This is a genomic window from Vibrio sp. Of7-15 (assembly GCF_022347565.1).
In the GTDB taxonomy this organism is placed as follows: Bacteria; Pseudomonadota; Gammaproteobacteria; order Enterobacterales; family Vibrionaceae; genus NORP241.
Genome location: NZ_JAKRGH010000031.1, coordinates 26,693 through 42,289 on the forward strand (window position 1 = coordinate 26,693; position 15,597 = coordinate 42,289).

Annotated in this window: 12 protein-coding genes; 10 read left to right on the plus strand and 2 right to left on the minus strand. The window is 44.0% G+C overall.

Features of this window, described 5'->3' with window-relative positions; genetic code table 11:
- Positions 1–724 precede the first annotated feature (724 nt).
- Positions 725–1,300 carry an elongation factor P-like protein YeiP gene (yeiP, locus tag MHO82_RS22250; protein WP_239188043.1) on the minus strand — a complete coding sequence of 192 codons (576 nt, stop codon included), beginning with the start codon at positions 1,298–1,300 and terminating at the stop codon, positions 725–727.
- Between the two features lie 260 nt (positions 1,301–1,560).
- Here yeiP and MHO82_RS22255 point away from each other — a divergent pair, with 260 nt between their 5' ends.
- From MHO82_RS22255 to gltS, 3 genes are all read left to right on the plus strand, one after another.
- Complete coding sequence (locus tag MHO82_RS22255; RefSeq protein ID WP_239188109.1) at positions 1,561–2,433, plus strand: patatin family protein; 873 nt, start codon at positions 1,561–1,563, stop codon at positions 2,431–2,433.
- Positions 2,434–2,577: 144 nt separating this feature from the next.
- Positions 2,578–3,444, plus strand: coding sequence for an alpha/beta fold hydrolase (locus tag MHO82_RS22260; protein WP_239188045.1), 867 nt, complete (start codon positions 2,578–2,580; stop codon positions 3,442–3,444).
- Between the two features lie 419 nt (positions 3,445–3,863).
- Positions 3,864–5,090, plus strand: a complete 1,227-nt coding sequence (gltS, locus tag MHO82_RS22265) for a sodium/glutamate symporter (RefSeq protein ID WP_239188047.1) — start codon at positions 3,864–3,866, stop codon at positions 5,088–5,090.
- Positions 5,091–5,174: 84 nt separating this feature from the next.
- Here gltS and MHO82_RS22270 read toward each other — a convergent pair whose 3' ends face one another.
- Entirely contained in the window at positions 5,175–6,986 is a 1,812-nt protein-coding gene (locus MHO82_RS22270; RefSeq protein WP_239188049.1) for a cytochrome c peroxidase, read from the minus strand.
- Between the two features lie 535 nt (positions 6,987–7,521).
- On the opposite strand from MHO82_RS22270, the gene betI reads away from it, so the two are divergent.
- The 7 genes from betI (at position 7,522) to MHO82_RS22305 (ending at position 15,403) form a co-directional block, all read left to right on the plus strand.
- Positions 7,522–8,133: a transcriptional regulator BetI gene (betI, locus tag MHO82_RS22275; RefSeq protein WP_239188052.1), complete on the plus strand. Its 612-nt coding sequence runs from the start codon at positions 7,522–7,524 to the stop codon at positions 8,131–8,133.
- A gap of 23 nt (positions 8,134–8,156) precedes the next feature.
- Positions 8,157–9,617 (plus strand): betaine-aldehyde dehydrogenase, encoded by a 1,461-nt coding sequence (gene betB, locus MHO82_RS22280; protein WP_239188055.1) that lies wholly within the window; start codon positions 8,157–8,159, stop codon positions 9,615–9,617.
- A gap of 123 nt (positions 9,618–9,740) precedes the next feature.
- Entirely contained in the window at positions 9,741–11,456 is a 1,716-nt protein-coding gene (gene betA, locus MHO82_RS22285; RefSeq protein WP_239188058.1) for a choline dehydrogenase, read from the plus strand.
- Positions 11,457–11,529: 73 nt separating this feature from the next.
- Complete coding sequence (locus MHO82_RS22290; RefSeq protein ID WP_239188060.1) at positions 11,530–12,489, plus strand: choline ABC transporter substrate-binding protein; 960 nt, start codon at positions 11,530–11,532, stop codon at positions 12,487–12,489.
- Between the two features lie 46 nt (positions 12,490–12,535).
- Positions 12,536–13,378, plus strand: a complete 843-nt coding sequence (gene choW / locus MHO82_RS22295; RefSeq protein WP_239188062.1) for a choline ABC transporter permease subunit — start codon at positions 12,536–12,538, stop codon at positions 13,376–13,378.
- Between the two features lie 2 nt (positions 13,379–13,380).
- Complete coding sequence (gene choV, locus MHO82_RS22300; RefSeq protein WP_239188064.1) at positions 13,381–14,592, plus strand: choline ABC transporter ATP-binding protein; 1,212 nt, start codon at positions 13,381–13,383, stop codon at positions 14,590–14,592.
- A 331-nt stretch (positions 14,593–14,923) separates the two neighbouring features.
- Positions 14,924–15,403, plus strand: coding sequence for a MarR family transcriptional regulator (locus MHO82_RS22305; protein ID WP_239188066.1), 480 nt, complete (start codon positions 14,924–14,926; stop codon positions 15,401–15,403).
- Positions 15,404–15,597: the final 194 nt, after the last annotated feature.

Genomic DNA, 15,597 nt, shown 5'->3' on the forward strand with positions numbered 1-15,597 from the left:
TGCACATGGTTGCAAAATGTTGCGACTTATTTTGCATTAAAAAACCAAAGTCAACACAAAAGCACACATTAGAAACCAAACACAGAGCAATATGTTGCTTATTGTTGTTTTGAGAAAGAAAACTGAGAGAAATCAACTGGTAGGGTTGAATGAACTTTCACGTAAAAAATTAAAAAAACGAACAAAAAACGAGCTAAATATCTAATTTATATAAATAAAGCTCTCATCAACAGTACAAATAACAACCGATCATTTTATTCAATGCCATTACTTCATATAATTTGCTTCACGAAATGCAAACCATGATCTATTTGAGACACATGCCCATTTTCTAATAAGAAATACCCGGCTTATAAAAACGATCTCATTGCGGATTTAGTCAAAATCGCGAATAAAAACTCCTGACCATTTTTCTGACATCACACCAAAAATAATCACAATCAGTTTGTTGCCAGTTGATCAGGCAATTTCAAAGCCTGAGTGAGACATCCTTTCTCTTTAACAGTGTGAATGGCTTCAAGCTACAGTGAAATAGCCACTACTAGATGCAAAAGTTCCTGATCTAAAGATTTTCCCAAGCCAACATCCAAAGTCATAAGCGCTTTGCTTTTTACCCGCTCAAAATAAAAAATCGACCAGATTCACTCAATTGTGAAACTGATCGATTTGATTTCAAAGACAACAAGGCGACCAATAAACAGTCACCTTTGGGCTAAGAAAAGAATTACTTAGAGTCAGCGCGGCTCATGAACTTGTGCTCAGACGTGTTCACTTTGATCTTTTCGCCATTGGCAATGTACTCAGGCACTTGTACTGTTAAGCCAGTCGATAGTACAGCAGGCTTAGTACGAGCACTTGCAGAAGCACCTTTAATAGACGGATCGGTTTCAACAATAACTAGCTCAACACTCGAAGGAAGTTCAATCGCAACAGGGTTACCATCAACGGTTAATACTTGCAGACCTTGAGTCTCTTCTGTAATGAACAGTAGCTCTTCAGAAATGCTGTCTTTATTAAACGTGTACGGCGTGTAATCTTCGCTGTCCATGAACACGTACTCATCACCATCGATGTATGAGAATGTCGCGTGATGACGGCTAAAGTCAGCTAGATTTACCATTTCGTCCGCTTTAAAGCTTTCGTCTACTTTCAGGCCTGTTGCTACATCATACAGACGCATTCTATAAAGGCTCGCACCAGCACGACCACTTGGTGTTAGCTTATTAATGTCTTTAACAAGAAGAACTTTACCGTTCAATTCAATCGCAGCGTTCTTTTTTACTTCACTGGCCTTTGGCATGATCATTTTTCCAATAATAAAAGGTAAGCAGAAAATAGCATGGACTGAATTATAGACCAAGAGCCACTCTGTAGAAGTGCATACTTATTAATCAGATTTGGTTAAATCTATTCATGAAACCCAACCTATACCTCTGAGTGAAGTGCTCGAAAGGTTCAACTACATAGGTTTTAACGATGACATTAATAGAGCAGAGCCATTATACCTAAGGTCTCGCTTTCCGTATTCTCTACTGCGTTAATTGCAATGAGGATAATATGATGAGTAAGAAGGCGTTAATTGTAGAAGGCGGGGCCATGCGTGGCATTTTTGCGAGTGGTGTTCTCGATGCCTTCATGGATCAATTTTTTGTTCCTTACGATTTTGCCATCGGTGTATCAGCAGGTGCGACTAACCTAATTGGTTATTTAGCCCATACCCCAAAACGCAGTTTTCATGTCATCACCCAGCTTGCGACAAACAAAGCTTTTTATGATCCAGCTCGGTTTGCCACAGGTGGCCATTTGGTCGATGTAAAATGGCTTTGGGAAGAGTCTAATCGCCGATACCCTCTTAACAAAGAGACTCTGTTCACTTCCATACCAATGTACGCAGCGGTAACCAATGTCGATACAGGCAGTGCGGATTATTACCAAATTAAAAGAGATAACCTATCGGATGTGATTGAAGCGACAACCGCACTGCCTATTGCTTACAAACAAACACCCTGCTTCTCTGGCGGCTGTTATACCGATGGTGGCGTAGCCGATTCTATTCCAGTCAGAGAAGCCTATCGACGCGGAGCACGCGATATTACCGTTATTCTCTCGCACCCTCTTAATTATCAGATGAAAGCGACTAAATACCCTTGGTTAATGAAAAAAATGCTGTCTCGACACCCTAATATTGGTCAATCTATGATCACAAGAGCCGACAATTATAACCAATCATTAGCATTTATTCGTAACCCTCCTAAAGATGCGGTGATCCGAGTAATTGCACCACCAGCAAACTTTGCAGTGAAACGACTCACGATCAAGCAAAGCCTATTAGAAGAAGGCTACCAAATGGGACTAAAAGCAGGACAAGACCATTTGGCCAGCCAAAAAGGCATTTATGGATTAAATGAAGATAACTGTCCTTTTTGTGTGTGAATAATTAACCCCAATTCAATAATATTGATAAGTTGGGAGCGCGCAGCCTCCCCATTATCACTAATCAGGTCAGGCCAGCTTATGTCACCATTTAAGGTATAAATATAAACACAATAAACCAGCGTACAATTATAAGAAGGACATATGCACCAGAACATTACCATCACTTCACACAATCACACGCTTTCCGGCCACCTATACCTACCAAAGACACAGGAGACTTCGCTGCCTCTTATCATTTTATGTCACGGTTTCTGCGGCGTAAAAGAGTTACTTCTTCCTGCTTTTGCTCAACGTTTTGCCGATCAAGGTTACGCTGCCCTGACGTTTGATTACCGTGGTTTTGGTGAAAGTGAAGGTGAACCTGGCCGCTTGGTACCTCAGCTACAAATTGAAGATATTCACGCAGCCATCGAATGGGCGGGTACTCAAAAAAATATTGACAGTAATCGCATTGGTTTATGGGGCAGCTCTTTTGGTGGGGCCAACGCCATTATCGCAGCCAGTGAAAACCCACAAGTAAAATGCGTGGTTGCTCAATTAACTTTTTCAGATGGCGAAACGGTAATCACAGGCGACATGCAACCAGAAGAAAGGGAAAAATTCGTTTCAACGTTAACTCGTATGCGTGACAAAAAAGAAAAAACAGGCAAAGAAATGATGGTGCCTATTGCGAAAGTATTAAGCGACCCTCAATCTGTTGAATTCTTCAACCAATTTAAAGAAGATTTCCCTGCGTTAACCATCAAAATCCCATTCTTGACCGTGTGGGAAACCATGAACCATAAACCAGTGAATGCGCTTAAAAACTTAGATAAACCGCTTCTCATTGTTGCAGCAAGCGAAGACGGTGTAAATCCAGTCAGCGAGTCAGAAAAACTGTTTGCCAACGCCAATGAACCGAAAAAGCTGCATGTCGAGCAAGGCGCTACTCACTATCAAGTGTATTCCGGCGAACATTTTGAGTCGGTAGTGCAACAAGAACTGGCTTGGTTTAATCAATACCTGTAATTACCGTTATTAAATAACACCCGTGCGCTCTGCTTGCTTCAGGGCGTACTTAACATACATCCCACTATCAATATAACGATTCCATCTGATTTATCGCCCAATATTGCCTTTGCAAATGCTGCTTTTTTCGCCATAGCAACACATCATCAGTAATAGCTCTTGTCAACCTATTCAAATACCGGATAAATTAGCTCAAAACACCAGCAATCCACATAACTTTCAGTATAAAAACGCATTACCTGACATTTATCTAACATTTCTCTCTTAAACTCCTGTATCCTTCCCGACTATTTTCATTTTTAAGAGCTAGTATAATAACACTTCATACCATAAACTCTTCTGGCATATTGCCCAGTTCTGAATAGAGTTTCGTCCTGTGCCTGACGGTACGGAAAGAGTGAAAAAGAAAAAGAGGTAATATGAATAATGCTTATGCCGTTGGACCACTGGAGTCCTTCTTAATTGCAATTGGTGTACTTTTTTTAGGCCACCTTGTTAATTCCAAGCTTCCGGTCTTAAAAAAATACAATATCCCAGAACCTATTGTTGGCGGGCTTATTGTCGCTATTGCGTTAACTGCGCTTCATTTTCAAGGTATAGAGCTCACCTTCTCTTTACCATTACAAAGCACCTTTATGCTGATGTTTTTCAGCACCGTCGGACTGGCAGCAAACTATACCCAGTTAATGAAAGGCGGAGCGAAAGTATTCCTATTCTTAGCCGTTGCGTCGGTGTACATCATTATCCAAAATGGCGTTGGATTAAGCTTAGCAACCGCCATGGGGCTTGAACCATTAATGGGCTTGATCGCAGGCTCCATTACCCTATCCGGCGGGCACGGTACTGGTGCAGCTTGGTCACAAACATTTTCAGAGACTTATGGCCTATCCAATACCCTAGAGATTGCCATGGCCTCAGCCACTTTCGGCTTAATCATCGGTGGTATCATCGGCAGCCCTGTCGCCAAAAAACTGATTGATAAGAACAACATGAAATCAGAGTATGGCCAAGGTATCCATACTCATGAACGCTTTCCGGAGCTGGTCACCTATAACGAATTTGAAGAAGACCGAGTCACCGCAAAAAAAGTAATTGAGACTCTGTTTATCCTACTGATTTGTGTGACAGGCGCAGGCTACCTAGAACAGTGGGTCAGCAGCTTTGAGATTTCTTGGTTAAAAATCCCTGATTTTGTCTATGCACTCTTCATCGGTGTTTTCATCACCAATGTAGCAGAAGTGACTAAGGCTCATAAGATTGACACAGAAACGGTCGACATTTTAGGTACCGTTTCACTATCTTTATTTCTTGCAATGGCACTAATGAGCTTGAAGCTATGGAATATCTTTGATTTAGCAATCCCATTCTTAGTGATCTTAACAGTACAAGCCGTAGTATTAGGCTTCTTTTCCTATTTTGTCACTTTCAAGGTGATGGGTTCGAACTACGATGCCGCCGTGATCGCGGGTGGACACTGTGGATTTGGCCTAGGTGCAACCCCAACCGCCGTAATGAACATGGGCTCACTGGTATCACGCTATGGCCCCTCCCCTCAGGCTTTTATGGTCGTACCGATTGTCGGTGCCTTTTTTATCGACATCGTTAACTTAATCATTCTTCAAGCCTACATCTCGTTTATAGGCTAACACTAACCTACCTAAATTAAGAGCCAGTCCACACTGGCTGGCTCTTCACACCAACAATACCTATTTCTCGTTGCTTAAGAAACGCTATAAAGGCTTTCCATCTATATCGATAGCATCTAATTGGTGCCCATCAGGACCACCATCCCTTGGCGGAATTAATGCATTAACTTCTTCACTTCCAGCAATGGCTTCTGGATCAGTCAGGCTACGTAAAAAAGCCGCTAAATACGCCACTTCTTGCTCACTGTATCCCCGGATAATGGCGTTATCACCACGATCGCTGGCTGCACGCTGAGCCGCTAAGGTTTCCAATGTAAAATCATCCCCTTCACCTATCACCTCGGCACATTGTTCACCATTTAAGTGAGCAAACTGTGGCAATAAACAAACTTCATTATTGTCAAAGTACCCTTGCAAAGAACCCACGGTATCTGAATAGTGCTGGATCACACGCTCTAAGGTCGCAAATGCCCCTTTATCACCATAAGGGGCCGTTAACCCCACATTAAGCAAACTAGGCATACGAAATTGAGTTTTCGCGTTACCATCTCCAACACCAAGAATTCCAAATTGAGGATATAAAGGGCCACGAGTACGCTCAGGAGTAAACATCACCCCATCGTGACAGTTTGCACAACCAGAACCTGCGAGAAAAAATAACGCTCCCCGCTTTTCCATTTCACTTAAGCTGGCCTTATTGCCATCGATATAGTCAAAAAATGGGTTGTCGATAAAAAGAAATGACGCTTGATAGGCAGCCAACGCTTCGGCCACTTGCAAATAAGTCACCTTCACACTGCCATAAACGTCATTAAACAGCTCCCCCCAATCCGTTTGCAACCGCTCTGCTAAATATTCACGGTACTCTTGAGGCGATTCAAACCCTTCTGCTGATCCCATCTCCGCTTCAGCCACTACAGGAAAATGAGCTTGTGCAATAAGAAGACGACGAGGGTGCTCAGCGGCAATGTCTTCATTCATAACATCGGTGACATCACGCTCTGGTGTACGGATCGGAGCCGTCGATACCATACCAACCGTACTTTCCGCATTCGACTCTTGTAAAGTCACTCTCTTATCCCAAAACATACTCTCGACCCAAAGCGCAGAGTTACAAATGGGCTGAGAGTTTCTACCAACTTTAGGAACCACATTGCCATCATAGCGCCCAAGGCCAATGACATTTTCATCAAAGGCTGCAACACCAATGGGCATCGACAGCCCATCACCACCACAGCCAACTGCAGGGTGATGGCATGATGAACATGAGGTATCGTAATTTTTACTCAACACCTTGCTATGGAATAAACGTTTGCCCAGTTCGATCTCCGAGCGATTTTCCGCTCTGCGCAAGCGAGCCACAAAAGCACGCAGATCATTTAAGCCTTCTTTCAGCGTGTAATGTTCTATGGCCGTATCTAAGCAAGCATCCAAAGACGCTGCCGGTACTTCCTCAATCGAGTTGGTGCCACAAACCTGCCCCAGAGACAATACACCCACCCTAAGAACAGATCCATTATGCAGCCCACTATTGTCATCATTGATCAAGGTCTTTACCGTATCCACATTGGATGGTTCAGACACAATCTTACCTCTGGCAAATGCCACCACAAAATAGGTATGCTCGCTGCCTGGAACCGCAGAAGTGTCCACATAAAATGTTTCTTTGGTTTTACCAATGCGTTTACCATCTCGGAATACTCGGTAAGCGACAACCTGCTCACTGCCAATCGGCGCTTGCCACTCCAGTGCAACTTGTGTTGAAGAATGCGTTTTTGCAATCAATTGCGTTGGCGGGTGCTCAATGTCGGCCAAAGCCAACGCTGGCCTCACCAATAAAATACACATAAACCCAGTGAACACTGCCCTTATAAAGCCAGTTTTAACATTACTCATATCCATCACCTGACCATCTAATCTGTTGTTTTAAATAAAATATTAATTAACAAAATAGATTTTAGTTAATCGGCTTGGATCCAACGCCACCAATTCACTGATGTGGACTAGATATCCCAAAGCCAAAATACATTCACAAAACAAATCAAACATTTTGGAAGCATCATCAAAACTAGACCATGTACTCTAGTCACCCCTATTTCATCCTTACAGCTCAGTAATAAAAAAGACCGCCGCTTCATCTGTCATAAAGAGGCAAAGTTGCTCAAAAAAACAGCCCAAACACACAAAAAATATTAGCCCCGCCTTTTAATAAATCTGTCAAAAATTTAGAGCCATAAACATCACAACTCAAATCTTTACATCTCAAAACACCAGCATAAAACAACACCCAAATAGTTGTTTTTAAATGAATATTTTTAACAAAGGCGCGCCGAATGACATAAAACACTCAAAATAATGATTTGAACTCTAACTAAATATCTGTCATTTTATAATTAATTGAACGTTCAATTAAAAGTAATAAGGATAAAAAATGCCCAAGGTAGGGATGCCTGATATACGTAAGCCACAGCTTGTAAAAGCAACAATGACGGTGATTGACCGTGTTGGCTTACACGCCGCCAGCATTTCTTTGATCAGCAAAGAAGCTGGTGTATCAACCGGGATCATCAATCACTATTTCGGCGGAAAGCACGGACTTTTAGAAGAAACCATGCGTGAAATTCTTCGCCAGCTGTCAAATACCGTGACCACTCAATTAAAAGCGTTGCCTGCTGATGCTCACCAGCAGCGCATTAATGCCATTATTAGCGGTAATTTCGAAGGTTATCAGGCAGAAAATAAAGTGGCTAAAACGTGGCTGGCTTTCTGGTCCTATTCAATGCATGACCCGCAACTGAAACGCTTACAGCGCGTGAATGAAAAGCGATTACTGTCCCATTTACGGATCGAATTAAAAGCTTTACTCAAACACGATCAAGCAGAACTGGTTGCACACGGTATCGCTTCTTTGATTGATGGTATTTGGCTACGAGGCACGCTTAACCCAGATGGCATCAATGCCGATAAAGCCAGAGCCATCATCAATGATTACCTTGAAAAACAACTTACGTTTTACGCCTACAACACCACTCATCAACCATAATAATTACTAAGTCAGAACTTCTCATGGAAATAAACTCGTTATACATTGATGGTAAAAACATTCCTGCGACGTCAGGAGAAACTTTCACTAGCATCAACCCAGCCAATGGTGAACCGATCGCCATTCTTGGTCAGGCGTCTTCCGCTGACGTAGAAAAGGCCATTGAATCGGCTAAACGTGGCTTTGCGGTTTGGTCTGCAATGGCCCCTATCGAACGCAGCCGCATTCTTTTAAAAGCTGTCGAAATACTTAGAGCACGAAATAATACCCTTGCAGAACTTGAGGTTGCTGACACAGGCAAGCCACTTCAAGAAGCCATAGAGGTTGATGTGGCTTCAGGTGCAGACGTTATTGAGTATTTCGCCGGGCTTGTACCTGGTATGCAAGGGGATCAGCAGCCCCTAGGTGACAGCCAGTTTTTCTATACCCGCCGCGAACCTCTTGGCATTTGCGCCGGTATTGGGGCATGGAACTACCCAATTCAAATTGCGATGTGGAAATCTGCCCCTGCTCTTGCTGCGGGTAACACGATGATCTTCAAACCATCAGAAGAAACCCCTCTTACCGCATTAAAGCTGGCAGAAATTTTCACTGAAGCCGGATTACCTGACGGCGTGTTTAACATCGTTCAAGGTGATTACCGTGTTGGACAAATGCTCACCGCCCACCCAGACATCGCTAAAGTCTCTTTCACTGGCGAAACTGGTACAGGTAAAGCGGTGATGGCCGACAGTGCAAAAACACTGAAATCCGTTACCATGGAGTTAGGTGGCAAATCGCCAATGGTGATTTTTGATGACGCAAAGCTGGATGATGCCGTCTCTGCCGCGATGGTTGCCAACTTCTACACCCAAGGTGAAGTGTGCACCAATGGCACCCGAGTGTATGTTCATGAAAGCATCTATGACGATTTTATTGCTCAACTAAAAACACGCACTGAAAAACTGATCGTTGGCAATCCGATGGACATGGACACTCAAATCGGTGCCTTGATTTCAAAAGATCACCTCAAGAAAGTTCTAGATTCCATTGAGCAAGCCAAGCACTCTGGTGCTACTTTGCTAACGGGTGGTTATCAAGTCACAGATAATGGGCTGGATAACGGTAACTTTGTGGTGCCTACCGTGTTTGTAGATTGCCATGACGAGATGCCTCACGTTCAGCAAGAGATCTTCGGCCCTGTGATGTCAGTAATGAAGTTTACTGATGAGGACGATGTCATTCGCCGCGCGAACAACACCCATTACGGCCTTGCGGCTGGTATTTTCACCCAAAATTTATCACGTGCCCATCGCGTCATTCACCAAATGCAAGCGGGGATTTGCTGGGTCAATACTTGGGGTGATTCACCAGCCGAGATGCCAGTTGGTGGCTATAAACATTCTGGTATCGGCCGTGAAAATGGCCCAGAGACTTTACTTCATTACACTCAAACCAAAAGCATATTAATTGAACTTGGCGATTACGCCAGTCCTTACGCTTAACGGTAATACCTAGCCCTATACGCTAAGCTGTGCCCGTAATGATTTGAATCACCGCAAGCACATTATTGCTCAAACCACGATTCAAATACGTAAAGGCACAGCCTAAAGTCACGGAGAAGACAAATGCAACAACGCTACGATTATATTATCGTCGGCGCGGGTTCGGCCGGCTGTGTGTTAGCAAACAGACTAACAGAAAGCGGTCAACACAGCGTTTTACTATTGGAAGCTGGCGGCACAGATAAGAGTATTTTTATCCAAATGCCGACGGCGCTTTCCTACCCAATGAACACCGAAAAATACGCATGGCAGTTTGAAACGCAGCAAGAAGCGGGCTTGGATGGCCGCCAACTTCATTGCCCACGTGGAAAAGTCCTGGGTGGCAGCTCTTCCATCAATGGCATGGTGTATGTACGTGGCCACGCTTGCGATTTTGACGAGTGGGAAGAAAAAGGCGCTGCTGGGTGGAATTACCAAGCCTGCCTACCCTACTTCCGCCGCGCTGAAAGCTGGATCGAAGGTGAAAACCAATATCGAGGGGGGAATGGTCCCCTAGGTACATGTGGCGGTAACGATATGGCATTAAACCCTCTTTACCAAGCGTTCATTGATGCAGGAAAAGACGCAGGTTACCCAGAAACCGACGACTATAACGGCTATCAGCAAGAAGGCTTTGGTGCCATGCACATGACGGTGGAAAAAGGCGTCCGTGCTTCTACCTCTAACGCTTACTTACGCCGCGCGTTAAAGCGCCCCAATCTCACACTGTTGAAAGGGATCATAGCGAGACGTATTTTATTGGAAAACAAAGGGCTTGAAGGCCAAACCGCCGTCGGTATTGAGTTTGAAAAAGCGGGCAAAATAGTAAGTGTACACGCGAATAAAGAAGTGATTTCGAGTGCGGGCTCCATTGGCTCAGTTCAACTGCTTCAATTATCTGGCATTGGGCCAAAAGCCGTACTGGATAAAGCTGGCGTAGAAGTAAAACACGATCTACCTGGTGTCGGCGAAAACTTACAAGATCACCTAGAAGTCTACTTTCAATACCACTGTAAAGCGCCGATTACCCTTAACAGTAAACTAGGATTAGTGAGTAAAGGATTAATTGGCACTGAGTGGATCTTAACTCGCAAAGGGCTTGGCGCAACCAACCACTTTGAGTCGTGCGCCTTTATTCGCTCTCGTAAAGGGTTAAAGTGGCCAAATATTCAATACCACTTTCTACCTGCAGCAATGCGATACGACGGCCAAGCGGCTTTTAATGGCCACGGCTTCCAAGTGCATGTCGGCCCTAACAAACCCGAAAGTCGTGGTACGGTTTCCATCACGTCGGCCGATCCACATGCCAAGCCGGAAATCATGTTTAACTACATTTCAACCGAGCAAGATCGCCAAGACTGGCGTGACTGTATTCGCTTAACACGAGAGATCTTATCCCAGCCAGCCATGGATCAGTATCGCGGGGATGAAATTCAGCCCGGTGCAGACATCACTTCCGATGAAGCCATTGATGAATGGGTAAAACAAAATGTAGAAAGTGCCTATCACCCTTCTTGCGGATGCAAAATGGGCGCAGATGACGACGCCATGGCCGTATTGGATGAGCAATGTCGTGTGCGTGGAGTGAACAGCTTACGCGTTGTGGACTCGTCCGTTTTCCCAACCATTCCAAATGGCAACTTAAACGCACCAACCATCATGGTGGCAGAACGTGCGGCCGATTTTATTCTCGGTAATGACATGCTTACCGAAGAGCATGCCCCAGTGTGGCTTGCCCCTAACTGGGAAAACGAACAACGGCTCAGTAAACCCATCAGAGAGCTAAGCCACTCTGAATAAAAATAAAGATAAAAGACCTAAGTCAGCAGTGCTGTTATCTAAACAGCAAAAGGAACGATCACAAGGAATAATTATGACTATCACGAAAAAGGCTCTTAGCACACTCGCACTCACTACCTTTGCATTTAACGCTTATGCAAACTCACCTCTTGAAGCAAAGCAATGTGAAAATGTGCGCTTTGCGGATGTAGGCTGGACAGACATAACCGCTACCACCGCGGTGACCTCTGAGCTACTAAAAGGCATGGGGTACAATACAAAAACCAATCTGCTTTCCGTACCTGTAACCTATTCTTCTATGGCCAACGGCGATATTGATGTTTTCCTTGGCAACTGGATGCCAACCATGGAAGGTGATATTGCCAAATACCGTGAAGATGGCTCAGTAGAGACTGTGCGCGCGAATTTAGAAGGGGCGAAATACACCCTAGCCGTACCCAAATACGTCTACGATGCTGGTGTAACAAGCTTCGCTGATCTGGCCAAGCACGCTGACAAATTTAGAGATCGCATTTACGGCATTGAGCCAGGTAACGACGGTAACCGCTTGATCCAATCCATGATCGATTCCGGCGCGTTTGGATTACAAGATTTCAACCTCGTAGAATCCAGTGAAGCAGGCATGGTTTCCCAAGTATCGCGTGCCGTTCGTCGAAACCAGTGGGTAGTGTACCTTGGCTGGGCACCACACCCAATGAACAGCAATGTAGAAATGGAATACCTATCTGGCGGCGACGACTTCTTCGGTCCTAATTATGGCGGTGCAAATGTTTACACCAACGTTCGCTCTAACTACCTTTCTGAATGTAAAAACGTCGGTCAACTCCTCCAGAATCTAGCGTTTAGCCTAGAAATGGAAAACGAACTGATGGAAGCCATTCTCAACCAAAACGTAAAACCAGAAAAAGCCGCTCAGCAATGGTTAAACCGCAACCCAGAGCAAGTGGAAGCTTGGCTTAAAAATGTAAAAACCTTACAAGGTGAACCTGCTACCAAAGCGGTAACAGAATACCTAAAACAAGTAAAAGCTTAATCAAAAATAGGTGGGTTACGGCCCACCATCAATTAAAGGCAATATTGTGAATTTTATTACGGACAACAAGATCCCTGTAGGTCAATGGATGGAAGCTGGTGTTGACTGGTTAACAATCAACGCAGCAGGATTTTTTGATGCCATCTCATTTTTTTTAGAAACCATCATCCTGTTTTTAGTGGATATTTTTAAATGGATGCCACCAGCGCTGCCGATTGCCATTACCGCAGCCCTTGCATGGTACTTACACCGCAAACTGTCACTGGTGATCTTTGTCGTGGCAGCTTTACTGACCATTTTAAACCTTGGCTACTGGCAAGAAATGCTGGAAACCTTTGTCCTCGTGTTTGCTGCGACAACGATTTCCGTATTAATTGGCGTACCGGTTGGGATAATGGCAGCACATCGACCTTGGCTATACACCCTATTAAGGCCAATTCTAGACCTTATGCAAACCGTACCCACGTTTGTGTACTTGATCCCAACCCTTGTTTTGTTTGGTTTAGGGATCGTACCGGGCCTGATTTCCACCATCATTTTTGCGATTGCGGCCCCTATTCGCCTCACCTACCTTGGGGTAACCAAAGTGCCAGAAGAGCTTATTGAAGCAGGCAAAGCCTTTGGTGCCAGCCGCATGAAACTCTTGATGAAAGTCGAGCTGCCCGCCGCACTGCCAAGCATTATGGCAGGGGTTACCCAATGCATTATGTTATCCCTTTCTATGGTGGTTATCGCCGCATTAGTGGGCGCTGATGGTTTAGGTAAACCCGTAGTGCGCGCGTTAAACACAGTTAACATCTCACAAGGTTTTGAAGCAGGCTTAGCCATCGTATTGGTTGCCATTATTCTTGATCGTTTATGTAAAACACCCAACCAGAAGGACGCCTAACGATGTCACAAGAAAACACAGTGATGGACGCCATTACGATTAAAAATCTGGATGTCGTTTTTGGTGACAAAACAGATCACGCCCTAGCCCTGTTAGATAAAGGTAAAACGCGTCAAGAAATCATTGATGAAACAGGCCAAGTAGTGGGGGTCGATAATGTTTCACTCACCATTAAAGAAGGCGAAATTTGCGTTCTGATGGGGCTGTCGGGCTCCGGAAAATCCAGTTTACTTCGCGCTGTAAACGGTTTAAACGAAATTAGCCGTGGCTCATTAGCCATTAAAGATGGCGATAAACAGGTTGATTTGGGCAAACAGTGTGATGAAGCAACGTTACGCCACCTACGCACCCACCGTGTCTCTATGGTATTTCAAAAATTTGCACTGATGCCTTGGTTAACCGTGTTAGACAATGTCGCTTTTGGCCTTGAAATGCAAGGTATGGCCAAAAATGAACGCCGAGCTAAAGCCCGTGAGCAACTTGAAATGGTGGGCCTTGCTGAATGGGAAACCAAGTACCCTCATGAATTATCGGGCGGTATGCAGCAGCGTGTGGGCCTAGCTCGCGCTTTTGCCATGGATACCGATATCTTATTGATGGACGAACCATTTTCTGCCCTTGATCCTCTCATTCGAGCGCAACTTCAAGATGAATTGATCACTTTGCAAAACAAACTCAATAAAACCATTTTGTTTGTTAGCCACGATTTAGACGAAGCACTGAAAATCGGTAATAACATCGCCATCATGGAATCAGGAAAACTCATCCAGCACGGCAAGCCAGAAGAAATCGTACTAACGCCGAAAACCGAATACGTCAAAGATTTTGTTGCTCATACTAATCCACTGAACGTATTAAAGGGCCGCTCATTAATGCAACCTTTAGCGTCACTCGAACACAACAATGACAGTTGGAAAGTGTGTGATACAAAAGATGTATGGATAAATCAGCATCACGGAAAATTAAACGTCGCGGGCGACTCTTCATTAACCTTGTTTGAATGGACAGGATCAGAAAGTGAGTTAAGTTCTATCAATAAAACCACGTTGGTGATAGCAAGCCCAGATATTGGCATGCGTGATGCGATTAAACTCAAACAGTTAAGTGAACAACCTATTTTACTGGTTGAACACAATCAACTGGTCGGTGTGCTCGATAACAGTGAGTTTTATAATGCGCTATTAGGAAACTTTCAATTTTCTAACGCAGCATAAAACCGCACTCAGCAGACAAAACATGTGAAGGGAGAGAGTAACACTCTTCACATGGCCCCCTTCACATGTTGAGTCTGAACTTAGTAACAAATAGACCTCGCGCACTCTTTCGCAACGGCAATGGTGCAAAAAAGCATCAACGTGTCATAAAGCGATAGTTAAAGATTGAGAATACTCTGAACATAAGTACAATGCGGAAATTAATTAAGTAAACTATAAATCTACAACGCCACATCAATTAAGCCCTGTCAGGCGCATGACGTCGCTATTAGCTGTATTGAAATAAAGTGTTGTGATTACCTAATAGTGCATTTATACAAAGGTCTGTAACTTGGAAAAACATGAAGAAATTCTAGTCGCTATTCGTCAGATTATTCGAGCCATCGATTTACACTCAAAGAAACTGAGTAAAGAGTATGGTTTGACTGGCCCTCAACTGATTTTGATGAGAGCAATCCAAGAAATGCATAATGTGACGATCAAAGAATTATCGAATCACACCAATGTGAGTCAAGCGACCACCACAACCATTATCGATCGCTTAGAGCAAAATGGTTATGTGCAACGTGTACGCAGTGAGTCTGACCGACGCAAAGTTCATGCAAATCTTACCGAAAAAGGACAAGCGTTACTGAATAACGCACCGCTCCCTCTTCAAGATAACTTTGTCAACAAATTCCAAAACTTGGAGCCATGGGAGCAAAGCCTACTCTTGTCTTCAATGCAGCGCGTTTCCTCAATGATGAATGCTGAAGACATCGATGCCGCTCCCGTACTACAACTTGATAGCATCTCGAAACCTAGCACCTAACTGCGTTTAAAAACGATCATCTGGGCCTATTTACTTTCTTTGCTACACGGTAAATAGAGCCCTCAAGTTTAATACGCTACTAACTCGAAACGGATCGTTTACGCCTTAGCCTCGCCCTTTAATTTCCTTCCTTAGAATTAGCCAATGTATCATCAATATAAATGTGACATGTTGTGCATTTTTAACTTATAAAT